General features: G+C 62.3%; 15 protein-coding genes. 10 read left to right on the top strand and 5 right to left on the bottom strand.

Features of this window, described 5'->3' with window-relative positions; genetic code table 11:
- Window positions 1–180: 180 nt before the first annotated feature.
- Window positions 181–1764, bottom strand: coding sequence for a murein biosynthesis integral membrane protein MurJ (murJ, locus tag H5P28_RS10855; RefSeq protein WP_185675728.1), 1584 nt, complete (start codon window positions 1762–1764; stop codon window positions 181–183).
- 59 nt (window positions 1765–1823) lie between these two features.
- On the opposite strand from murJ, the gene H5P28_RS10850 reads away from it, so the two are divergent.
- Entirely contained in the window at window positions 1824–2858 is a 1035-nt protein-coding gene (locus tag H5P28_RS10850) for a phosphate acyltransferase (RefSeq protein ID WP_185675727.1), read from the top strand.
- A gap of 163 nt (window positions 2859–3021) precedes the next feature.
- Window positions 3022–4218 (top strand): phosphotransacetylase family protein, encoded by a 1197-nt coding sequence (locus tag H5P28_RS10845; protein WP_185675726.1) that lies wholly within the window; start codon window positions 3022–3024, stop codon window positions 4216–4218.
- A 323-nt stretch (window positions 4219–4541) separates the two neighbouring features.
- Here H5P28_RS10845 and gcvPB read toward each other — a convergent pair whose 3' ends face one another.
- Complete coding sequence (gene gcvPB / locus H5P28_RS10840) at window positions 4542–7502, bottom strand: aminomethyl-transferring glycine dehydrogenase subunit GcvPB (protein WP_185675725.1); 2961 nt, start codon at window positions 7500–7502, stop codon at window positions 4542–4544.
- A gap of 268 nt (window positions 7503–7770) precedes the next feature.
- Here gcvPB and gcvT point away from each other — a divergent pair, with 268 nt between their 5' ends.
- A complete protein-coding gene (gene gcvT, locus H5P28_RS10835) occupies window positions 7771–8850 on the top strand; it encodes a glycine cleavage system aminomethyltransferase GcvT (RefSeq protein ID WP_185675724.1) in 1080 nt (359 codons plus the stop codon).
- A 63-nt stretch (window positions 8851–8913) separates the two neighbouring features.
- On the opposite strand, the gene H5P28_RS10830 is transcribed toward gcvT, so the two are convergent.
- Window positions 8914–10449, bottom strand: a complete 1536-nt coding sequence (locus H5P28_RS10830; RefSeq protein WP_185675723.1) for a hypothetical protein — start codon at window positions 10447–10449, stop codon at window positions 8914–8916.
- A gap of 168 nt (window positions 10450–10617) precedes the next feature.
- Here H5P28_RS10830 and H5P28_RS10825 point away from each other — a divergent pair, with 168 nt between their 5' ends.
- The 6 genes from H5P28_RS10825 to H5P28_RS10800 all read left to right on the top strand — a co-directional run bounded on the left by H5P28_RS10825 (window position 10618) and on the right by H5P28_RS10800 (window position 17547).
- Window positions 10618–11865 (top strand): beta-ketoacyl-[acyl-carrier-protein] synthase family protein, encoded by a 1248-nt coding sequence (locus H5P28_RS10825; protein ID WP_185675722.1) that lies wholly within the window; start codon window positions 10618–10620, stop codon window positions 11863–11865.
- 15 nt (window positions 11866–11880) lie between these two features.
- Window positions 11881–12138, top strand: a complete 258-nt coding sequence (locus H5P28_RS10820; RefSeq protein WP_185675721.1) for an acyl carrier protein — start codon at window positions 11881–11883, stop codon at window positions 12136–12138.
- A 69-nt stretch (window positions 12139–12207) separates the two neighbouring features.
- Window positions 12208–13587, top strand: coding sequence for a phytoene desaturase family protein (locus tag H5P28_RS10815; RefSeq protein ID WP_185675720.1), 1380 nt, complete (start codon window positions 12208–12210; stop codon window positions 13585–13587).
- Window positions 13588–14033: 446 nt separating this feature from the next.
- On the top strand, window positions 14034–16631 hold the full coding sequence (locus tag H5P28_RS10810; RefSeq protein WP_185675719.1) for a response regulator: 2598 nt from the start codon (window positions 14034–14036) through the stop codon (window positions 16629–16631).
- A 74-nt stretch (window positions 16632–16705) separates the two neighbouring features.
- Window positions 16706–17002 carry an ATP-dependent Clp protease adapter ClpS gene (clpS, locus tag H5P28_RS10805; RefSeq protein WP_185675718.1) on the top strand — a complete coding sequence of 99 codons (297 nt, stop codon included), beginning with the start codon at window positions 16706–16708 and terminating at the stop codon, window positions 17000–17002.
- A gap of 89 nt (window positions 17003–17091) precedes the next feature.
- Window positions 17092–17547, top strand: coding sequence for a DUF2017 family protein (locus H5P28_RS10800; RefSeq protein WP_185675717.1), 456 nt, complete (start codon window positions 17092–17094; stop codon window positions 17545–17547).
- Between the two features lie 292 nt (window positions 17548–17839).
- Here H5P28_RS10800 and H5P28_RS10795 read toward each other — a convergent pair whose 3' ends face one another.
- Both H5P28_RS10795 and sugE read right to left on the bottom strand, forming a co-directional pair.
- On the bottom strand, window positions 17840–20683 hold the full coding sequence (locus H5P28_RS10795) for a valine--tRNA ligase (protein WP_185675716.1): 2844 nt from the start codon (window positions 20681–20683) through the stop codon (window positions 17840–17842).
- An 84-nt stretch (window positions 20684–20767) separates the two neighbouring features.
- The gene (sugE, locus tag H5P28_RS10790) at window positions 20768–21091 is read right to left on the bottom strand and encodes a quaternary ammonium compound efflux SMR transporter SugE (RefSeq protein ID WP_185675715.1); all 324 of its coding nucleotides are present in this window, start codon (window positions 21089–21091) and stop codon (window positions 20768–20770) included.
- A gap of 299 nt (window positions 21092–21390) precedes the next feature.
- On the opposite strand from sugE, the gene H5P28_RS10785 reads away from it, so the two are divergent.
- On the top strand, window positions 21391–22422 hold the full coding sequence (locus H5P28_RS10785) for a hypothetical protein (RefSeq protein ID WP_185675714.1): 1032 nt from the start codon (window positions 21391–21393) through the stop codon (window positions 22420–22422).
- Window positions 22423–22428 lie beyond the last annotated feature (6 nt).

The following is a 22428-nucleotide window of genomic DNA, read 5'->3' as shown; positions in this document are numbered from 1 at the left end:
TGACAAATCGGTAAGGGATCATTAGCCTTTCCTTATCGCAAGAATGGGTAATTCCTGAAGTGAGTCAAACCGGCCCCGGAGATTTTTTACGCTTTTAAAACATTTTTTCCTATCCGCCACCGGACAAATCCCATCGTCCCGCCTGACCGAGAAAGCTCTCGGACCTGCATCATCCACGACCTAGCGACGTCCACCCCGGCGCAGAAACAGGTCCAGCAACGCCCGGCGATCCTCGAAGCCGCTCATCCAGAGCAACCCGAAATACACCGCCGCCGACACCGGGATAACTACCCCGACCGCCAGCACATCAGCCCACTTGCCAGGAGGCACCCACAGGCTCAGCCCGCGCCACAGCAGCCAGGTCACGAGGCCCATGCCCAGCGCCGCCAGCACAATCCGTACGAGGCCGTTGACCAGCCGTGCGCCGGAGAAAACAATCAACCGGCGCGGCAACACCATTGCCAGCCCGACCGCTTGGACCCCGGCGGACACGAAATTGGCCACGGCCAGCCCGACTGTCCCGAAGGGGATCATCAGCACCAGGCTCAGCACGAGGTTGACCACGAACGACACGACGGCGATCCGCACCGGCGTGCGGGTGTCCTTCATCGAGTGGAAGCCCCGCGTGGCCATCGTGGCCAACCCGTAAAAGGGCAGTGCGCAGGCGAATACGGCCAGCACCGGCACGGTTTGCGCCACATCGAGCGAGCTGAAACGCCCCCACTCGAAAAGCAGCCCCAGCACCGGCCCAGCCAGCACGGCCAGTCCTACCGCCGCCGGTACGGTCACGGCCAGGATCAGCCGCAAACCCTCGCCGTAGAGGCGCACAATCCCGGCCTTGTCCCCGGCGGCGGCCAGCAGGCTCAGGTTGGGAAAAATCACTGTCGCCACCGCGATGGCAAAGACACCCAGCGGCAGTTCGACCAGCCGGTTGGCCAGGTAAAGGGCGGTCACGCCCGTGTCGTTAAGCCCGAAGGCCAGCAGGCGCGAGACGAGGACATTGACCTGCATAACCGCCGCCCCGGCCACGGCGGGCAGGAAAATCCGGTTCAGCTCGGCCAGGCGCTGGGTGTGGGTGAAGTCGAACTTCCAGCGCCATTTTTCCTTGAAAAGCGCCACCATCGGCACCACCAACTGCACGGCGCCGCCCACCAGCACGCCCACGCACAAGGCGATGGCCAGCGGGAAATCCCGCAGCCCAAGCAGCCACCCGCCTATCAGCAGGGCCGCAATGAGCGCGAGGTTCAGCCAGACCGCCGTCAGCGCGTGCACGGCGAAGCGCTGAAGCACATTGAGAATACCCCCCATCAGCGCCGCCAGGCAGACGAGCACCATGTAGGGCAGCAGCAGCACCCCCATTTCGCAGCCCCACTCCCACTGCTGACGGTCCACCTGCAGCGTCTCGGCCAGCCCGGCGTGGCGGATCAGGAGCCAGCCGGTGCCGAACCCCACCATCCCCACCCCGGCCAGAATGAGCAGCACGACCAGCGCCCGCGAGAGCACCCGGTTGGCGAAATTAAAGGCCGGGCCCTTGCCCTCCTGCTTGAGCGCGTCCGAAAAAATCGGGATTAGCGCGGAACTTAACGCCCCCTCGCCCAACAAACGCCGGAACAGGTTTGGCACGGTAAATGCAAAAATGAACGCCGAGGAGGTTGCAGACAGACCCAAAAAGCCCATCATCAGGATATCACGCAATAGACCCAAAAGGCGCGAACCTAGCGTCGAAACTGATACTATAAGAATATTCTGAAGGTTTTTAGCCATTGAACCCCCGGCCCGGACAATTTAGTCGTAAACACTTTCCCAACCAGAATTTCCTCATCATGTCACTGATTAATCGTTTATCCGTTCGCTTGCAGAACCACCCCAAGCGCGTCGTCTACCCCGAGGGAACCGATCCACGCATCATCCAGGCCGCCCGGCAGTACGCCACCCGCGGGCTGGGTGTACCGATCCTGCTGGGGGACCGCACACGCATCAAAATCAACGCCGCCCGCCTCGACATCAAGCTCGACGGCGTGAAAATTATCGAGCCGGCCCGTTCCGACGAACTGGAGGATTTCATGACGAAGTTCCAGGGCCTGCGGCGCTTCCGCAACCTGGACAAGCAGTCCGCCCGCGACTACGTCCTGAACAATAATTATTTCGCCACCCTGATGCTCGCCACCGGCGGGGCCGACGCCATCGTCTCCGGGGCCACCATCAACGCCTCCAGCGCCCTGCGCCCGCTCTTCCAGATCATCCCGACGCAGGAGGGCGTGCAGACCGCCTCCTCCATGCTCATCCTGGAAAAGGAAGACTCGCGTCTGGGCATCGACGGCGCGCTCTTCATGGCCGACTGTGGTGTCATCCCCGAGCCGACCTCCGAGCAGCTCGCCGACATCGCCTGCACCACCGCCGGCCTGGCCTGGCACCTGACCAACGAGCGCCCGCGCGTGGCCATGCTCGCCTTCTCCAGTAAGGCCAACAAGGACAAGCACGCCTCCATCGCCCGCATGAAGGCCGCCACCTCGCTGGCCAAGGACAAGGCCCGCGACCACGACATGCCCGTCGAGATCGACGGCGAGCTCCAGGCCGACGCCGCCCTCGACCCCTTCGTGGCCGAGCAGAAGGAAATCGGCGGCTCCGTCGCCGGTCAGGCCAACGTGCTGGTCTTCCCCGACCTCAACAGCGGCAACATCGCCTCCAAGCTCGCCCAGATCGTCTCCGGCGCACGCTCCTACGGGCAGATCATTACCGGGCTCTCCAAGCCCGCCGCCGAGATCAGCCGCGGTGCCAGCGCCCACGATATTTTCGGGGCCACGGTCATCGTCGCCGCCCAGGCGGTGGACAAGAAGTACCTTTACCCGACGGACTAACTGATTGGTCATCGGTCATTTATCAACGGTCATTTGTCATTCTGGCAGGCGGGCGCTTTCCCAGCCTGCCCCGGATGAACGCCCGCGCGGCCCCGATGACCCCTGGCAAATGCCCATTGACCCATGAGAAATTAAACAAATCCCAACCACCTCTTCTTCCGCCATGGCCAAAGCCAAGTCCAAAATAACCCACTCCCCCTTCGTCGAGCCCGAGGAAACCGATCTGCTCGAACGCCCGCGCAACACCACGACGAAGCGCATCTTCGTCGCGGCCACCCGGCAGAACGACGGCAAGACCACGACTTGCCTGGGCCTGTTCGCGGCGCTGCGGCAGTTCTCGGACCGGGTCGGGTTCATCAAGCCGGTGGGGCAGCGCTTCATCGAGGTTGAGGGGCAGAAGGTGGACGAGGACTCGGTCCTGCTGGAGAGCATTTTCCACGTCGGCCTGCCGCTCATGGCCATGAGCCCGGTCGCCATCGACGGCACCTTCACCCGCCGCTACCTCAAGGACCCCGACGACTCGCTCAAAGTCATCGTGGACAAGATGAGCCGCGCCTTTGACCGCACCGCCTACGAGAAGGACTACGTCATCATCGAGGGCAGCGGCCACGCCGGAGTCGGCGCGGTCTTTGACATGTCCAACGCCCAGGTGGCCAAGCTCATGGGCGCGAAGGCCATCATCGTGGCCCAGGGGGGGATCGGTCGCCCGGTGGACGAGGTCGCCATCAACAAGGCGCTTTTCGACAAGTACGGCGTCGAAGTCATCGGGGCGATCCTGAACAAGGTCATGCCCGACAAGATCGACCTCGTACGCGAATACGCCGGAGCCGGACTGGCCCGGCTCGGGGTGCCCCTGCTGGGCGTGCTCCCGCTCCAGAAGCGCCTCGCCGCGCCCAACCTCTCCCAGATCGTTGACGAAATCGGAGGCCGCTGGCTCAATGGCCGTGAACAGGCCGCTAACGAACGCATCCTGCGCGTGGTCATCGGGGCCATGACGGCCAAGGGCGTCATCGACTACCTCCAGCCGGGCGTACTCATTATCACCCCCGGCGACCGCGACGACATCATTTTCTCGGCTATCGCCAGCGCCGGGCTCTCCGGCAAGAAAGTCGTCTCCGGCATCGTGCTCACGCGCAACATCCTCCCCCACCCCAAGCTGATGGAGATGCTCGCCCGCACGAACATCCCCACCGTTATTTGCAGCGAGGAAAGCTACACCGTCGCCTCCCGCATCAACAACATGACGGTCAAGACCCAGCCGCAGGACCACGACAAGATCCCCATCATCAACAACCTCGTGATGGACAACGTGGACATGAAAAAAATCATCGAGGCCTTCAAGCCCGGCGTGCCGTCCTGAGTCCACACACACGGAGCAGGCTGGCAACCTGCTGCCTGTTGGTTTTTGGTTTTTTTTCACCGCAGAGACGCGGAGACGCAGAGGTTTTTGAAAATAAAATCTCTGCTGTTTCTGTCTGATTTCTTTCTGTGCTCGGCACCCACTTTTTTACGCCTTGAGAGCAGGCAGCACACAACCTCCCCCCAAAAAACTCTGCGCCTTTGCGCCTCTGCGGTGAAAAAGTATCAGTCACAAAGGCACGAAGCCACAACGGACGCGGGAACAACCGTTACCGTTCTTCCCTCCGCCCTTTCCGGCCTTCCTGTTAAAAAGCGCTTATTGGCTCAAACGCTGGCAGCCTCGCGCAGTGAAGCGGCCAGTTCAGGGATCGACATCGCGGTGATCTGGTCCAGCGGCACGCGATCGGCGGGGAGCGGCGGCAACTCGGCCAGCTGCTCACTCACACAGAGATCGCGGTTGGCGGCCACTTCGTCGATGCGGGAGGTGGGCGTGGTCAGCGGCGCACGCTTGAGCAGTTCGGGGTCTTCACGAACCAGTTCGAGGATGGCCAGAGTGGCGTCGGCCAGGCGGTCAAGTTCGGCCTTGGTGTAGCTCTCGGTCGGCTCGAACATGATGCCGAGCATTTCGGGCCAGGCCACCGTGGGGGCGTGGAAACCGAAGTCGAGAAAGAGCTTGCCCAGGCTGGACATGATCGAGGTCTTGGCCACGCCCGCCGCCTCGACCCGGGCGAAGTCTTCCGGCTTGAGGGTGAGGATAAACTCGTGCATGCGCGGCAGCTCCGCCGTGCCTGCGGGCAGCGTGGCGTATTCGCCCCGTGTGCGCTCAAAAAGGTAGCGGGCAGCCAGCACGGCGGTCGCCGACATGCGCTGAATACCCTCGCCGCCGAGCCGCAGCAGGTAGGTATAGCAACGGATCTTGTGCCCGAAGTTGCCCCAGTGCCGGTGGAAAGAGCCAATCGAGCGCGGAGCCTTGATCGGCACATAGGAGCCGCTCCCGTCCTGCACGATCTGGTGGCCGGGCAGGTACGGCAGAAGGCGCTCGCTCACGGCGACAATGGCGTCGCCGGGGCCACCGCCACCGTGCGGGATGGTCCAGGTCTTGTGCAGGTTGTTGTGAACGGCGTCCACGCCCATCGCGCCCAGGTTGACCCAACCGGCGATGGCGTTCATGTTCGCGCCGTCCATATAGACGAGACCACCAATGGCGTGGATCTTGTCCGCGATGGCCTTGAAATTCACCTCAAAGATGCCGCTGGTATTCGGGTTCGTAATCATCACCCCGGCGATGCGGTCGCCATAGAGCGCGATCATCTGGTCGAGTTGGGCCAGGTCGATCTGGCCGTCGTCGCCGGCCTCCAGCAGCACGATGCCGCCCTTGGGGTTGGCCCCCGGACGCGGCGTGAAGCCCGCCATCGCGGCAGTGGCGAAGTTCGTCCCGTGCGCCGAACGCGGGATCAGGATCACGTCGCGGCGGTGCTGGGAATGATCCCGGTGGTAAGCCTGGAAAAGCTTTAAACCAACCAGTTCGCCCTGCGCCCCGGCCAGCGGCTGAGTGGTGAGCCCGGCCAACCCGGTGATGCCCTTGAACCACTCCTGAATCTCGAAAAGCAGCTTCAGGCAGCCCTGCACGTCCTCGGTCGGGGCCTGCGGGTGCGCCTGCGTAAAGCCCGGCAACGCTGCTGCCTCGTCGTTGACGAGCGGGTTGTACTTCATCGTGCACGAGCCCAGCGGATACGGGCTGTCGTCGGGGCTGACGTTGAGCGCCCCCAGGCGGCGGTAGTACGCAAGCACTTCCTCGTAGCCAAAGCTCGGCAGCCCGGTGGCGCCTTCTCGCAGGGCGGACTCGGGGATGGCGGGCAGTGCGGCCTGTTTCTTCGCCGGGCCGAACAGGTGTTCGAAGCAGGCAATCAGGTTCGTGCTCTCGGCGTGCAGGTCGGAGAAGGAAAGTTTTAAAAGGTTCGTCTGCCCGGCCACGCGGTAGCTGACATCGACCCCGAGGTGAAGCCCGGCTTCGCGCCCGGCCCGGAGCACTTCCTGCACCGGACGGCTGAGCTTGAGCGTGACTTCATTATAGAAAGGAGCCTCCGGGTAGAGCAACTCGACGCCCTCCAGCGCGCAGAGCGCAGCGGCGGCTTCGCGGGCGCGTTCACGGGCGGCGGCGGTGACGGCAGCCATCCCCTCTTCGCCGCGCTCAAGCAGTGCGGCCCCGGCCAGCGTGGCGATAAAAGCCTGGTTCGAGCAGATATTGGAGGTGGCCTTGTCCTTGCGGATGTGCTGCTCGCGGGTGGACATGACGGCCACGCGGCAGTCGCGCCCCTCACCGTCGCGGGCCTTGCCCACGTAGCGGCCCGGTGTGGCCCGTACGTGGTTGGGCACCTCGCTGTTGTGGCGCACGGCAAACAGCCCCAGTCCCGGCCCGCCGAAGTTCGGGGCCAGCGCCAGGTGCTGAGCCTCGCCCACCACGATGTCGGCCCCGGCCTGACCGTAAGCGGTCGGGGGCTTGAGCCCGCCCGTGCCGAGCAGGATCGGGTCGATCATGGCAATGGCGAGCACCCCAGCCTCGTGGGCCAGGTCGGTCAGCGCGTCCACGTCCTCGATCAGGCCGAGGTCGTTGATCTGTGGAAAAGCAATACCGGCCAGGGTTTCGCCCGCCTCGGCGACGAGTTTTCTCAACGCCTCCAGGTCGAGTCTCCCGGTGGAGAGGTCACGCGGAGCCCAGCGGATTTCCACCTCGGTGTCGGCAGCCAGGGTTTCGAGCACCTCGCGGTCACCGGGATAAATGGCCTCCGAGACGATGACGACGCTGCTCTTGCGCTTGAGCCGGACGGCGGCGCAGGCAGCTTCGAAGAGCGCGGTCGAGCGGTCGTAGAGCGAGGCGTTGACGGCCTCGAAGCCGGTCAACGTGCGCATCAGACACTGGTAAATCCAGTGACAAAGCAGCGTCCCCTGACTGCGCTCGGGCTGGTACGGGGTGTAGGCCGTGGTCAGGTTGCGGATGGCGGAAACCTCGGCCACAATCGGCATTTGCCGGAAATTCGGCAGCCCGTCGCCGATGTAGGACTCGCGAGCGGGGTTCATGTCGGCCAGCTCGCCCAGACGGTCGAGGAGGTTCTCGTGGGCCTCGGCGGGCGGGAGCGGCAGTGCCCCGGCAAACTTCACCTCGGGCGAGATGTGCCGGTAGAGGTCGGCAAGGTCTTTCGAGCCAACGGTTTCCAGCATGGTCTGGAAGTCTTCTTCACTGGCGGGAATATAGTCGCGGGCGTGTTCGCGGTCGGGCTGGGACATGTAGATAAAAGAGGAAGCGGTTTAGGATTGTCTGACAATCAGGCAATCTTCAAGGTGCCTGAAATCAATCCTATTCTGCGCCCGCAAGCCGCAGCTTGCATAAGCCCGGCGCTGGCAACGATTTATTTTCCCGTCAAAAACGCCCCCCGGCGGCCCGCCGCCAACGTAGAGGGGTGAAGTTGACCAACGCGGGGGCAGATCGTTAAAATCCGCCTTTGCCATTTGCAGACGCTTTCGCCACAAAAAAACAGACACTTCAACTTTTGCCATGTCCGACCTGAAACAGACTCCCCTCATCGACTTCCACAAGCAACTGGGGGCGCGTTGCGTGCCCTTCGCCGGGTGGGAAATGCCCGTCAGCTACGCCGGAATCATCGAGGAGCACATGGCCGTGCGCGAGCGCTGCGGCTTTTTCGACGTCTGCCATATGGGCGAGTTTGTGGTCAGCGGCCCGCAGGCGGAGCAGTTCCTCGACCACGCCCTGACCAACCACATCGCGGGCACCCCCGCAGGCAAGGCCGTGTACTCCCCCCTGTGCGCCGCAAACGGAGCCACCATCGACGACCTGATCGTTTACCGCCGGGGCGCGGAGGACTTCCTAGTGGTGGTCAATGCCTCCAACATCGACAAGGACTTCGCCCATTTTCAGGCGCAAGCCGAGGGTTACGAGGTCAAGCTGGAGAACATTTCCGACGCTGTCGGCCTGATCGCCGTGCAGGGCCCCCGCGCTGTCGAGCTGGTCCAGTCGCTCGCCCCCGACACCACCCTCCCGAAGCGTTTCCGCCACGCGGCCGTCACGCTGGGCGGACTTGAGTGTCGGCTCTCGCGCACCGGCTACACCGGAGAGGATGGCTTTGAAGTTTTCTGCGCCGCCGGCGACACCCTCGCCCTGGCCAAGCTCCTGACTGCTGCCGGAGAGCCCTTCGGGGCGCAGTGGTGCGGGCTGGGGGCACGCGACAGCCTTCGACTGGAGGCCGGTTTCCCGCTCTACGGACATGAACTGAGCGAGACGATCACGCCCATCATAGCCGGACTGGGCTGGGCGGTAAAGCTGGACAAGCCGCACTTCACCGGGCGCGAAGCCCTCGGCGAACAGGCCATGGACGCCAACCTGCCGCGGGTACGTTTTTTCACACTGGAGGGCCGCCGCATCGCCCGTGAAGGCACCGAGGTGCTTGACGCCGAGAACAAGGTCGTCGGCAAGGTGCTTTCGGGGACGCTTTCCCCGGTCCGCAACCAGCCCATTGGCTCAGCCCTGCTCAGTGACGAGTCCGAGCTGCCGCTGCGCGTCGAGCTGCGCGGCCACACCGCCGAAATGACCCTGCTGGAGCCGCCGCTGCACAAATAAGCTACGCTCGCCGGGCCAGGCTGCTTTTTATGAGGAACGGGGGGGATACCCTTCCCTCCCCGGTCAACCTTCGACGATCAGGCCCCGGAGCGAAGACGGCGCATTGGCCAGTTCGCCTGAGGTCATCAGGAGCAGGTTGCCGTCACTGAGCGTGTACAGCTCCAGCCCGTATGCCTGCGCGTACTGCGCGGCCTCGGTCGCAAGGAACTGGTTGTAAATCACAGCCTGATGCTCGTCGAGCAGTTCCAAGAACGCCCCGCTGCTCCTGCTGGCATTGATCACGACCACCTCGTAATCCCAGAGGCCGTTACCGTCGTTCGGGAAATACGCTTCATATAGCGGATCAGAAAGGGTCGGATCATAAGCTCCAACCGACATCAGAGTCAGCGAGCCATCTCCATTGAAATAATAGGTCCAATCAAGGCTGCCACCGAACTCGAAGCCGCCTCCCAACACCCAGTCGTCCAGCGTAAGGGAAGAATTGTCCACAAAGCCCCGCACCAGACCGGCAACATCAACGCTGTTTTCCTCCACCTGCACACGGTAAACCTCCGGGCCACCGACGCACGGAAACTCTGTTTCAAAAGTCAGATAACGCCCGTCCTGCGCCTTCAGCAGCCACTCGACTTCGACGGCCTGCCATTGGCTGAAATCTGTCGTCCGCTGGACGATGAAGGCCATTTCCGGATAAATCACGTCGCGGACTACCGTGCAGCGCATCCAAGATGTGCCCGACTCGTCCGAAAAACGTTCAAAGACCGGGGCAAATTCGTCGCTGGGACGATTGGCCCGCCCGGCCAGGGCCCGCTCCAGCAGCGGACCATCAAGGCGCAAGCCGGGATCCTCTCCCGCGCTGTCTGTCCCGATAATGATACTCAGCCAGGGCTTTTCGGCCTGAAAATCCGTCACAGTTTCAAGACTACCGTCAAAGGAAACGGTCGCTTCCAACCCGCTCACATCCGGCAGAATCGTTCCGTCCATCGCTATGACCCCGAACCCGAGGTAATCAGGGATGTCGCCCGTACGGTACGGGCCCCAGCGAACGATTCGCCCCTCGGCACCCACAGTACCGTTGGGCATGGCGTCCAGATCGTTGACCGTGCTTACCCGCTCATCGTCGAACAGGCGGTTCCATCCGGCCGGGACGGCCATCTCCACCGCGCAGGCATAGGTATTTACCGGTGCGTTCACGGAAAAATAAATACGGGCCGAGCGCCAGTAAACCTCCGTTGCGATCAGCGTCGGACCAATCGGCAAAAGGCCTTGTAGTGAATCGGAGGTTAAAGTGACACTCCCGCTGTAAGTGCCAGAGTTGCCGGGGTCGCCCTCGACATCCACCTCGTAGTAGCCGTCGTACTCCCAGAAAATCCAGGCCGTGCGCGTCACAAAATCCACCGGGACCGGCCCGCCGTGCTCCGGCCAGTCCAACCCCTTGCGCCAGGCATCACAGTAGGCGGTAAACTCCACTTCGCTGACAATTCCATCGGCGGGGTTGTTGTCGGCGGGGAGATACGTCGGCACAGTCTGGGCCGAAGCGTTAGCACTCGCGCCCAAGGCCAGGACAATGGTAAAGAGATAAAACAGGCGGTGGCGGCGCATCGCATGCACTATCACGGCCAAGGGCCGACAGGTGAAGCAAAAAAGCGTTACGGTTGGGCAAAAAGGACGCCGACGGACCGGGCAAACCGACGCGATGGACTATCCGGGGCATTTTGGCCTTCACGCGGGGGGGGATTTTGTTAATCTGGTTGGTTTCCCATCCATTTCATGCAACAGAGCACCCGTATTGTTATCACCGGTCTGGGGTTGACCGCCCCCAACGGCAATACCCTGTCCGAGTACCGCCAGAACCTGCTGGACGGCGTGGCCCGCCTCCAGAACATCGAGATCCGCCACATGGGGCAGGTCCACGCAGGGGTCTGCGACTTCGACCCGCTCAAGTACCAGAAGCGCAAGGAACTGCGCAACGGGACCCGTGCAGGAAGCATTGCCATCTACTGCGCCCGCGAGGCCGTGGCCGACAGCGGCCTGGACCTCGACAGTCTGGACAAGAGCCGCATCGGCGTGTACCTCGGGATCACCGAGCACGGCAATGTCGAGACCGAGAACGAAATCTTCAACATCTCGCAGTTCAACTACGACACGAAGTTCTGGACGCACCACCACAACCCCCGCACCGTCGCCAACAACCCCGCCGGGGAGGTGACGATGAACCTCGGCATCACCGGCCCCCACTACACCATCGGCGCGGCCTGCGCCGCCGGTAACGCCGGACTCATCCAGGCCGCCCAGATGCTCATGCTCGGCGAGTGCGACCTCGCCCTGGCCGGCGGCATCAGCGAGAGCATTCACACTTTCGGCATTTTCGCCGGGTTCAAAAATCAGGGCGCACTCGCCGTCCACGAAGACCCGAACAAGGCTTCCCGTCCCTTCGACCAGGACCGCAACGGCATCGTCGTCTCCGAAGGCGGCTGCATCTATGTCGTTGAGCGACTGGAGGATGCCCTCGCCCGCGGCGCGACGATCTACGGCGAGATCGCCGGGTGGTGCATCAACTCGGACGCGACCGACGCCGTCCTGCCCAACCCCGAGCGGCAGGCCCAGTGCATGCGCCAGGCGCTCGCACGCGCCGGGATGGAGCCGGGAGATATTTCCATCGTCAACACCCACGCCACCGCCACCAAACAGGGCGATATTCAGGAAATGACCGCCGTGCGTGAGGTCTTCGGCGGCTGCGAAAACACCTGGGTCAACAACACCAAAAGCTTTATCGGGCACGCCATGGGCGCAGCCGGAGCGCTCGAACTGGCCGGGAACCTCCCCTCCTTCGACGACGGTGTCGTCCACCCGACGATCAATGTGGATAATCTTGACCCGTCCTGCGAATTTCCCACGCTGGTCCTCAACGAGCCCAAAAAGGCGGGCAGGATTGACAGCATCCTGAACAACTCTTTCGGTATGCTCGGAATCAACTCCGCCCTCATCATCAAACGATACGACGCGGCCACCCAGTAAATTGACCTTAGGAACATGACCAAAGACGAAATCAAGCAGATCGTGCTGGATATTATCGCAGAAATCGCGCCCGACGAAGACCTCTCGGACGTCAAGCCCGAGGTGCGCCTGCGCGACCAGCTCGACCTGGATTCGATGGACTTCCTCGACATCGTGATGGAACTGCGCAAACAGCACGGCATCGAAGTCCCCGAAGAGGACTACCCGAAGCTGGCCTCCCTCGACAGCTGCGCCGACTATCTCGAACCGAAGTTCGCCGCGCTCAAGGCCTAGGCCGCGCCCGTCACCGGCTCAGCCCGGCCACGACAGGTTTTTACCACCCCTCATCCCGAAGGCGTCCGCTTGGCTGAGCGATATGATACGATTATCATCGGAGCCGGTTTTGCCGGGCTCTCTGCCGGTATCCGACTGGCGCAGTTCCAGAAGCGCGTGCTGATCCTGGAGTCGCACGTCCTGCCGGGCGGGCTCAACTCCTACTACTTCCGGGGCAAGGGGCAGCTCTACAACAGCGGCCTGCATACCGTCACCAATTTCAACGCCCGAAACCGCCGCTGGGGCTTTGGGCTGATCTGCCGCAACCTCGGGATCGACGCGCGGGACTTTCGGCTCGCCCCGCCCAAGCACCCCTCCGCGCTCCAGACCCCGGCCGGGGAACTGCTCTTCGGCAACGATCTGGAAATCCTCCGCGGCTCCGTTCGGGACAAGTTCCCCGCCGAGATCGGCGCCTTCGACCGCTTTTGTGAAGACCTGAAAAAGCCCCAGGACGCCCCCACCCTTCAACGCGCCGGCAGCCGCGAGCTTTTGGGCGAATACTTCAACGACCCGCACCTGATCGACCTGCTCGAAATGCCGGTCTACATCTACGGCGGCTACCGCGAAGGACAGATCGACGCCGCCACCTTCGGGACTGTCTTCCGTTCGATCTTTCTGGAGGGCTGCGGCTCTCCCCCCGATATCAAGCACGTCCTCGACCTGCTCATCGCCCGCTTCAAGTCTCTCGGAGGCGAACTGAAGTTCCGCCGTCGCGTGGCCCGTATCCTTTCCGAGGACGGGCGCTTCCGGGGCGTCGAGTTAGCCGACGGCACCCAAATCGAGGCCGGAGCCTGCCTATCCTCGGCTGGGCTGGCCGAGACCGGGCTCCTCGCCGGAGAAACCTGGGGCCGCAGCGGGGATTTGTCCGTTTTCGAGACCGTGGTGGCCATGAACCGCCCGCTGGATCAGTTGGGCGTGGACCGCACCCTGCTCATGGTCTCGCTGGAGCCGGAGTTCCACTGGCGCGCCCCGGAGGGCCGCCAGGAGTACTTCCACCTCACGCTGGCCGCCTCCGACAACTACGCCTTTGCTGAAGCTCCATCCGTCCATCACCTGAAAATCGGGTGTTTCCAGAGCGGCACCCACTGGCTCGGGCTCGACGCGGAGACCTACCAGCACGAGAAAAACCGCCTGGAGGAAAAAATGCTCGGCGAGCTGACCGCCCGCTTCCCCGGACTGCTGGATGAGCCCGCCGCGCACCACGAATCGCTCACCCCGAAAACCGTGGTGCACTACACCAGCCATCTCAACGGCGGTATCTACGGCGGCAGCGTAAAGTCCTTCGACGGGGGAACGCCTCTGCCAGGCCTCTTCGTCATCGGAAATGACCAGGCGGGTATCGGCATCATGGGCGCGCTCACCAGCGGCGTCATCGTGGCCAATTACAAGATCATCCTTCCGGGCCAGTAAGTTTTTTTGAACCTAAGCGGTTCACCGGCAGTCAACTAGTTTGCCAGTAGCAGATAGAGGTTGAAGGAAAGTACAAACACCACTATTGCTATCACAATATAACGCATAGGCCAAGGCTTTGGAGGAGCCTTCTGTCGATCTTCAGGAGAATTGTCCATTTAATGCACGTGATTGAGACGATAAAACCGCTTACTAGATGCAAAATCCTCCCCACCAGTGGCAAGAAAAAGGCTTAATGCACCTTGAGTAATGCCGAGAAGTAGGGTATAAATCCCAGAGAAACAGCTCAAGGCATGGGCCTATTTGACGATAGCAAACTAGCCGGTCTGTCCAAGGTTATGCCTTGGCCGTTCTTGTTGTGCGATCGTACGGGCAATATTGTCTACACCAACCGACATTTCCAGCGACTGCTCGATTGCGAAACGCCCCTTGAGCAAGGACCGCCTGTGACGGAGCTCTTCGAAGGTATCGGCGACCATGACAGCGTTGCCGATGCCCTGCTCTACACCGTCCCCGGACGCGCCACCCACAGCAAGTGGCAACTCGCCGACGAGGAGGAGAAGCTCATCTTCGAGGTCATGGTGGAGCAGGACCCCGACGATGATAAGCTGCTCTGGGTTATCGTGATGGAGAACCCGGTCATCAACGACCAGATCGTCCTCGGCAGCCAGAGCGAACTTCGCCTGCTCCAGATCCTGATGGACCACACCCTCGACTACGTCTATTTCCAGGACATCCGGGGGCACTTCATCATCGCCAACCGCGCTTTTCAGCGGCTCATCCGCACCCCCCACCCCGGCTACGAGATTGGCCGCCGGCTCTCGGACTTCGTCAACGAAAAGACCGCCGTCGCCTCCGAGGAGGTGGACCACGAGGTGCTGACCAGCCTCCAGCCGGTAATCAAGAACGTGAGCTATTTCCAGTTGAAGGATGGCCCCGGCCTGTGGCTGCAATCGACCAAGATGCCCGTCTTCGACAGCAATAACAAGCGCCTCGGCGTGGTCTGCGTCAGCCGGAACATCTCCGACTCGGTCGAGCAGGAGCGCAAGCTGCGCGAGGCCATGACCCGCGCCGAGCAGGCCAGCCGCGCCAAAAGTGACTTCCTGGCCAACATGAGCCACGAAATCCGCACTCCGATCAACGGTATCATCGGCATGGCGGAGCTTTCGCTCGACTCGGACCTGACCGCCGAGCAGGAGAAATACGTCCAGACCATCGTCAATTGCAGCAACACCCTGCTCACCCTCATCAACGACCTGCTGGACTTCTCCAAGATCGAATCTGGCCAGCTCGAACTGGAGGAGATCAATTTCAACCTCCTCACCACCATAGAGGAATGCCTGGACCAGTTCGCGGGGCAAACCCGTGAGAAAGGCATCGAACTGGCCCTGCGCACAGGCTCCGACCTGCCCAGCCACGTACGCGGCGACCCCACCCGCTTTCGCCAGATCCTCAGCAACCTGATCAGCAACGCAGTCAAGTTCACTGATGAGGGCGAGATCGTTGTCTCGGCCGCCACCGTGAACGAGAAAGATGGACAAACTCGTATCCGCTTCTCCGTCACCGACACCGGCATCGGCATCCCCGACTCGCGCCAGGCGGCTATTTTCGACAGTTTTACCCAAGCCGACTCCTCCACCACCCGCAAATACGGGGGTACTGGGCTGGGCTTGTCTATCTGCCGCCAATTGGCGGAGATGATGGGCGGTTCCATCAGCGTGCAGAGCTGCCTTGACCAAGGCTCGACCTTCTCAGTGGAGATTCCCTTCCAGGCGCTGCGGCGGCGCGAGAGCGTGCCGCGCAAGCACCTCAAGCAACTTGAAGGCCTGCGCGTGCTCATCATCGACGACCACCAGACAAACCGCACCATTCTTTCCGAACTGTGCCGTCACTGGGGCTTCCGAGCCGAGGTAGCCGAGGGTGGCCTGCAAGGGCTGGAAATGATGCAACGGGCCACTACCGGCGGCGAGCCCTATCAGCTTGTCCTGCTCGATCAGCAGATGCCCCACCTAAGCGGACTTGAGGTGGCCAGCCTGATTGTCAATCGCCAGCATTTAAAGGACGCCAAGCTCATCCTGCTCTCCTCCTCGCTCAATCAGGACGAGGCGCGCCAGGCCAGCGAAATGGGCATCCAGCGCTTCCTGAGCAAGCCGATCAAGCAGTCGGTCCTGCTCGAAGTCGTGTTGGAACTCTTCGAGGTGGCGGTACCGGAACGCCGTCGGCACCCCTCGCGCACAGCTGAAGGACATACCCACACGGGCGGCAAGGCCGCCGCTATGTCCCCGCTGCGCGTGTTGCTGGCCGAGGACAACCCGATTAACCAGGAAGTCACTCAGCGCCGCCTGAAAAAAATGGGGCATGAAGTCACCGTGGTCGAAAATGGCCGCCTGGCGGTGGAAGCTTCCATGGCCGTGCGCTTCGACCTGATTCTGATGGATGTGCAGATGCCCGAAATGGACGGCATCGAGGCGACCCGTCAGATCCGTGAAATGGAGAAAATTCGCGGCACACGCACCGTCATCGTGGCCATGACCGCCCGCGCCATGTCCAGCGACGAGGCCCTCTGTCTCGAAGCCGGGATGGACGCCTACATCGCCAAGCCTTTTCGTGCGGCCAAGCTGCACTCGGTCCTCGACACCATATCCTCCGACCTGGGCAAGGGCCGCCACTGCGCGGGACCGGGCTACGTCCCCACCCGTGACGACGACCTTGAGCGACTCTTCGGGGAGCTCTCGCACGAGGACCGCGACGACCTGCTCTCCGCCGCCGACATTTTTCTGGAGAACTACCGTTCGGATTGGGAAAGACTTTCCCAGGCCTGGGAACGAGGGGAATTCTCCGAGTTGAATCACCGCGCCCACAGCATCAAGGGCGGGGCGTCCATCTTTCACGCCGAGCGCCTCAGCCATCTGGCCGAAAGCCTCGAACTGGCCGCCCTCAATGCCGAGGCCGAGAATATCGCCCAGTACATGCCCGCTCTGGAAGAGGAACTGGAGGCCTTCGCCAGCCTCCTGCGCAAGCAGATCGGCAAGCGCAAGGTTTAGCACTTGCGGACATCGGGGACCGGGGTAAGTTTTTTACTCCGGGCCGGGAAACGTGCCGTGCCCGCGCAACTCTCATGGCTCAGACTTCCCATCCGCTGGCCGCGCCCAAGACCCAAACGCAGACCGAAGCCGATCTGCCCTGGCTGGTCGTGGTCATGAACGACCCCGTCAACCTGATGGACTACGTCGTCATGGTGTTCCGGCGTGTCTTCGGCTACGACCTGGCCAAGGCCCGCAAGCACATGCTCGAAGTTCACGAGGAGGGACGCTCCGTGCTCTGGTCCGGCTCCCGAGAACAGGCCGAGGCCTACGTTTATCAGCTTCAGGAGTGGCAGCTCAGCGCCAAACTCCAGCGCGATTCCGGCGAATAACCCACCGGGTACGCCCCCTGCTGCCCCCAGGGAGTCCAGCCCGGCCTTGCATTTCGCGCGGCCCTGCCTTCATTGTTTAACCAGACAACATGCCCGACATCCATCTCAGGCTCAGCCCGGTCTTTCTGGCCACCTTCCGCGAACTGATCGACAGCTTCTCGCGCCAGGTTGGCGCGCAACTCTCCGTCCGTATGGAGGGGCCGGACCCCGCCGACACCGAACTGACCGAAGCCTGGCGCGACGGGTTGCTGGAATCCGTCCGGGCCGATTGCGGCGAGTTGGCCGAGATGCTGAACAACGCCAGCACCGGCCACCAGACCATCACTCTCTCCGAAGACAAAGCCTTCGCCGTCATGCGGGCCTGCTCCGCGGTGCGCCTGAAAATCCAGCAGCTTTTTCTCAAGCCCTTCGCCGACGAACAGCTAGAAGAAGGCGAGCTCGATTTCGACGAAATGAGCCCTGAACTTCAGCAGGTCTATGCCTGTTACATCTTTCTGGCCGGGTTGCAGGAAGTCCTCATTCAGGAAACCGACCCCGAGATCTAGAGCATATTCGCTCTAAGCCGGGAGAGGGGTCGCCCGCGAAAGGCGAATGGAGTTGCCCGCGAAGGCACGCGAAGAGGCATCCCCTTTGTGTCTCTGTGACTTTGTGGTTAATCCAATTTTTCACCACAGAGGCACAAAGACACAGAGAGACGACAAACGAGCGTCCAGCGCTGTTCATCGCCTGCTGAAGTCAGCGAGCGGGCTTGCGGTAACGGCGGGTGGCGGCGAAGGGATGAGGTTTACGGCTGCGGGGCTTACCGCCAGCAGCACTCATCGCCAGCGCGTGGCAGGCTCAGCCGAATGAGGCGAGCAGGCGTTCCAGTTCGGCGGCCTTGGCCTTGTTTTCGGCCAAGGTCTGGCGCACGCCTTCGACGACATCGGCCGGAGCCTTGCCGGTGAACTTCTCGTTCCCGAGCTTGGCCTCCGCGCCGCGGATCGCACCGACGAGTTTTTCCAGCTCCTTGCCCAGACGCTTCTTTTCGCCCTCCACATCGATATCGGAGAGGTCAAGGTAGAGCGTGCCCAACGCCGTAACGGACGCCGGGGCGTCCTGCACGTCGTCACGCGGCTCGATGCCGAGCGCACCAATCAGGCGCTTGAGCTTTTCGCCGTGGCTTTCGACGACGGCACGGTTGGCCGCGTCGCCGACCACAAAGAAAGTCACGTCACGCTTGGCGGCAAGGTTGTACTGGGCCTTGAGCGCGCGGGCCTTTTGCACGAAGTCTCGCAGGGCCTCGACTTCCTCCATCGCCCCCTGATTGAGTGTGACATTGGCCGAAAGCAGTTTGGCGCGCAGTTCTGTACCGGTGCCGGGGGCGTAGTGCTGGATGAAGTCCGGCTGGCCGTCTGCGGTAGCGGCGGCAAAGCCCATGTCGTTCCAGAGCTGCTCGGTGATGAACGGCGTCAGCGGGTAGAGCATGAGCAGCAGTTGCCGCAGGCAAAGGTCTTGAATGGCAAGGCAGTTGTCCTTCAGCGCGGGGTTCTGGAGCTTGGACTTGGAAACCTCCAGGTACCAGTCACAGAAGTCCGACCAGAAGAATTTGTAAATCTGCTGCGTGACCGCGTTGAACTCGTAGGCCGACAGATCCTTGTCGTAGGCGTCGAGCGTCTCGGCCAGCGAACCGAGGATGGCGTGGTCGTCGGCGTCGAACTTTTCCGGTTCAAGCCGCGCGACGATGTCCTCCAGCGAGCCGCCGCTCGCCGGGGCAGGCTGCGCATCCGTAGAGGCTTGCCCTTCAGCACCCTCAGGAGCAACCTGCTGCATCAGCCGGAAGCGGCAGGCATTCCAGAGCTTGTTGCAGAAGTTGCGACCCTGCTGGAGCGGCGGGCACTCGGTGACCGCGCCGGTTTTCGGGTCGGTGGTGAAGTCAAAGAGCACGTCCTGGCCCTTGGGGGCGATCATGAGCATCCCCAGACGCATGGAGTCCGCGCCGTAGAGGGCGATCAGTTCCAGCGGATCAGGGGAGTTGCCGAGCGACTTGGACATTTTGCGGCCCTTGCCGTCGCGGATGATGCCGTTGAAGTAAACGGTCTTGAACGGGATGTCCCCCATGAACTCCAGGCCCGCCATAATCATGCGCGCCACCCAGAAGAAAATGATGTCCGGCCCCGTCGCCAGCGCGGCGGTCGGATACCAAAACTCCAGCTCACGCTGCCAAAGCGGTTTTTCCGCATCCGGGTCAGGCTGCGCATCCGGGGCACCCGGCCAACCAAAGGTCCCGAAGGGCCAGAGCCAGGAACTTGCCCAGGTGTCGAGCACGTCGGCTTCCTGTTCCCAGTTTTCGGGGTCGGCGGGGCCGTCCACGGAGACATGGACCAGCTCCGGGTTGGCGAAGTCCGCGTCGCTCAACTTCGAGCGGTCGATGCCCTTCTTGTACCAGACGGGGATGCGGTGGCCCCACCAGAGCTGACGGCTGATGCACCAGTCCTGGATGTTGTCGAGCCAGTGCAGGTAAACCTTTTCCCAACGCTGCGGGTAGAACTTGATCGCCCCGGAGCGGACGGCCTCCTTGGCCTCTTCGACCTTCGGGTACTTGAGCCACCACTGGTCGGACAGGCGCGGCTCGATCGGCACATCAGCGCGTTCGGAGAAGCCGACGTTGTTCTCGTAGCGCTCGGCCTCGATGAGCAGGCCCATTTCCTCCAGCTTCTTCGCGGCAAGTTTGCGAACCTCAAAGCGGTCCTTTCCGTGGAACTCGGGCATCTCGGGGCAGTTGACCTTGCCGTCCGGCGTGAGCACGTCGATAGCCGGCAGGTTGTGGCGCTTGCCGATCTCCCAGTCCGCCTGGTCGTGGGCCGGAGTGACCTTGAGCACCCCGGTCCCGAACTCCCGGTCCACGTGCGCGTCCGGCACAAAGGGAATTTCCGCGCGGGGAAAGGGGCGGATGGCGTGCAGGCCGTGGAGGTGCTTGTAACGCTCGTCTTCGGGGTGGATGGCCACGCCGGTGTCGCCCATGATCGTCTCAGGGCGGGTGGTGGAGATCTCGACAAACTCGCCGGGGCGCTCGGCGATCTCGTAGCGCATCTTGTAGAGGAAGCCCTGCTGGGGCTTCATGATGACTTCCTCGTCGGAAAGGGCGGTCAGGCTGACCGGGCACCAGTTGACCATGCGCTGGCCGCGGTAGATCATGCCCTTGTTATAAAGCTCCACAAAGGCTGTGAGCACGGCGCGGCTGTAGCCCTCGTCGAGCGTGTGCACCGTGCGGTCCCAGTCGCAGGAGGCCCCGAGCTTTTTCAACTGCTCCAGAATGATGCCGCCGTGCTCGTCGCGCCATTGGCAGGCTTTTTCCAGAAACTTTTCCCGTCCGAGGTCGTGGCGGGTCTTGCCCTCCTTGCGCAGTTCGCGCTCGACGCGGGCCTGGGTGGCGATCCCGGCGTGGTCGGTGCCGGGGACCCAGACGGCGGCCTTGCCCTGCTGGCGGGCGCGGCGGGTGAGGATGTCCTGAATGGTGTTGTTGAGGATGTGCCCCATGTGCAGCACGCCCGTCACGTTGGGCGGCGGAATCACGATGGAGTGCGCCTCGACGGCGGAGGGATCCTCAGGCAGTACCCCCTTGAAGCACTTGGCTTGCTCCCAGGCGGCGCTCCACCGGGCTTCGACTTCCTGCGGTTCGTAGGCTTTGGCTATCTCGGACATCTTTTCTGGTTTTTGACGGAAAAATTGAAACCGGATATTTTGCCAGCCCTACGCGTCGGGGCAAGCGCGGTTTTTACCTCCCCTTCAATCCGCAGCCGCACTCATTTTAAGTCCGACGATCCCGACAACGATCAACAGCAGGCTGACCGCCTTCAGCCAGTGGACGGCCTCTCCCAGCAGGAAGACCCCGGCGACAGCCGTCCCCACCACGCCGATTCCCACCCACACGGCATAGGCGGTCCCGACCGGCAGCGTCTTCATCGCCAGCCCCAGCAGGAACATGCTCAGCACCATCGCCAAAACCGTCCCCGCCGTCGGCAAGGGCCGGGTAAAGCCCTCCGTATATTTCAGCCCCACGGCCCAGCCGACCTCCAACAGGCCCGCCACGATCAATATTAACCAATGCATCTTTTCAGGAGATTTTACCGGGGCCGTCCCCATTTTTGAATGCGGAGAGGCGGGGTCGTCCCCGCTTCCTGGTCAGAAGGCGCTTACCCTACCCCAAGCATGCCCACGGGCAAGCCCGCAGTCCCTTTTTCAGCGATCAAGGGACCGGCAGTCCCTATCCTCGGTGAACACTTCGTTTCCGCCGGAAAGTCCTCCTGTCTTTGCCCAAAGCATCGTCACAGAAATGTCACAGAGCGTGACTTGACCTATGCGCGGCCTTCGCCAGTCTCTACCGCCGACTGTGCTACGCACAGTCGCCTATGGACTGGCAACTTATCTTCATGGTGATCGGCTTTTCGTTCGCCTCCTATTCAATCATTGCCAATGACGCGATCCAGACTCTGGGGACCTTTCTGGCATCCAACCACAACCGCCCCTGGTGGGTGTTGTGGCTTTTTGCGGCCACGATCCTGACCCTGGTGCTGATGTATGGCTGGCACACCCACGGCGGGGACCCCAGCTACAACCGCCTGGACCGCATTCCGATCCCGCCCGACGGGATCGAGTGGTACTTCATCGTCCCGCCCATCGTTATCCTGATCCTCACCCGCTACGGGGTACCGGTCAGCACGACCTTCCTGACGCTGTCGGTCTTTGTCGCTTCGAACAACCCGGAGGTTATCCAGAAGATGGTCCTCAAGTCCATTCTGGGCTACGGGGTCGCCTTCGCCTGCGCCTTTGTGCTGGCCCGCTTTGTCCTGCTGGCAGTTGAACGCTATTTTCTAAAAACCCACAGCGACGACGAGGACAAGCACCCGATCTGGGTCATCCTCCAGTGGATATCCACGGGCTTCCTCTGGTCACAGTGGCTGATGCAGGACCTGGCCAACATCTTCGCCTTCACTCCGCGCAAACTGGACCTGACCACCATGATAGCGGCGACGGGGTGGATCTGCGCTCTGCTGGCGATCATCTTCTACATCCGTGGGGGCAGCATCCAGCGCATCGTCACCTCCAAGCGCAACAGCAACGACATCCGCTCGGCCACGATCATCGACTTCCAGTACGGCGTCATCCTGTACATTTTCAAGAACCTGAACAACATCCCGATGAGCACGACCTGGGTCTTCCTCGGGCTGCTCGCAGGCCGCGAAATCGCCCTGTGCCTGGGGATCGACCGCAAGATCAAGAAGAAGACCTACGCCAACGTCGGGCGCGACACGATCAAGCTGATCCTGGGCCTGGCCGTCAGCATCGCCCTGGCCTTCGGCCTGCCCGCGATTGAAAAACTCATCGACGCCCCCGCCGAAGAACCTGCCACCGAGCAAATGCTCCAGTCCGGCGAGTTCTAGGTCAGG

This window comes from Ruficoccus amylovorans (assembly GCF_014230085.1).
In the GTDB taxonomy this organism is placed as follows: Bacteria; Verrucomicrobiota; Verrucomicrobiia; order Opitutales; family Cerasicoccaceae; genus Ruficoccus; species Ruficoccus amylovorans.
Note: the sequence above shows the minus strand (reverse complement) of the source record. Positions and strands in the feature narration are given on the sequence as shown.

Coding starts and splice junctions, on each gene's coding strand:
- murJ (WP_185675728.1), bottom strand. CDS start 1,764: ATGGCTAAAAACCTTCAGAATATTCTTATAGTATCAGTTTCGACGCTA.
- H5P28_RS10850 (WP_185675727.1), top strand. CDS start 1,824: ATGTCACTGATTAATCGTTTATCCGTTCGCTTGCAGAACCACCCCAAG.
- H5P28_RS10845 (WP_185675726.1), top strand. CDS start 3,022: ATGGCCAAAGCCAAGTCCAAAATAACCCACTCCCCCTTCGTCGAGCCC.
- gcvPB (WP_185675725.1), bottom strand. CDS start 7,502: ATGTCCCAGCCCGACCGCGAACACGCCCGCGACTATATTCCCGCCAGT.
- gcvT (WP_185675724.1), top strand. CDS start 7,771: ATGTCCGACCTGAAACAGACTCCCCTCATCGACTTCCACAAGCAACTG.
- H5P28_RS10830 (WP_185675723.1), bottom strand. CDS start 10,449: ATGCGCCGCCACCGCCTGTTTTATCTCTTTACCATTGTCCTGGCCTTG.
- H5P28_RS10825 (WP_185675722.1), top strand. CDS start 10,618: ATGCAACAGAGCACCCGTATTGTTATCACCGGTCTGGGGTTGACCGCC.
- H5P28_RS10820 (WP_185675721.1), top strand. CDS start 11,881: ATGACCAAAGACGAAATCAAGCAGATCGTGCTGGATATTATCGCAGAA.
- clpS (WP_185675718.1), top strand. CDS start 16,706: ATGGCTCAGACTTCCCATCCGCTGGCCGCGCCCAAGACCCAAACGCAG.
- H5P28_RS10800 (WP_185675717.1), top strand. CDS start 17,092: ATGCCCGACATCCATCTCAGGCTCAGCCCGGTCTTTCTGGCCACCTTC.
- H5P28_RS10795 (WP_185675716.1), bottom strand. CDS start 20,683: ATGTCCGAGATAGCCAAAGCCTACGAACCGCAGGAAGTCGAAGCCCGG.
- sugE (WP_185675715.1), bottom strand. CDS start 21,091: ATGCATTGGTTAATATTGATCGTGGCGGGCCTGTTGGAGGTCGGCTGG.
- H5P28_RS10785 (WP_185675714.1), top strand. CDS start 21,391: ATGGACTGGCAACTTATCTTCATGGTGATCGGCTTTTCGTTCGCCTCC.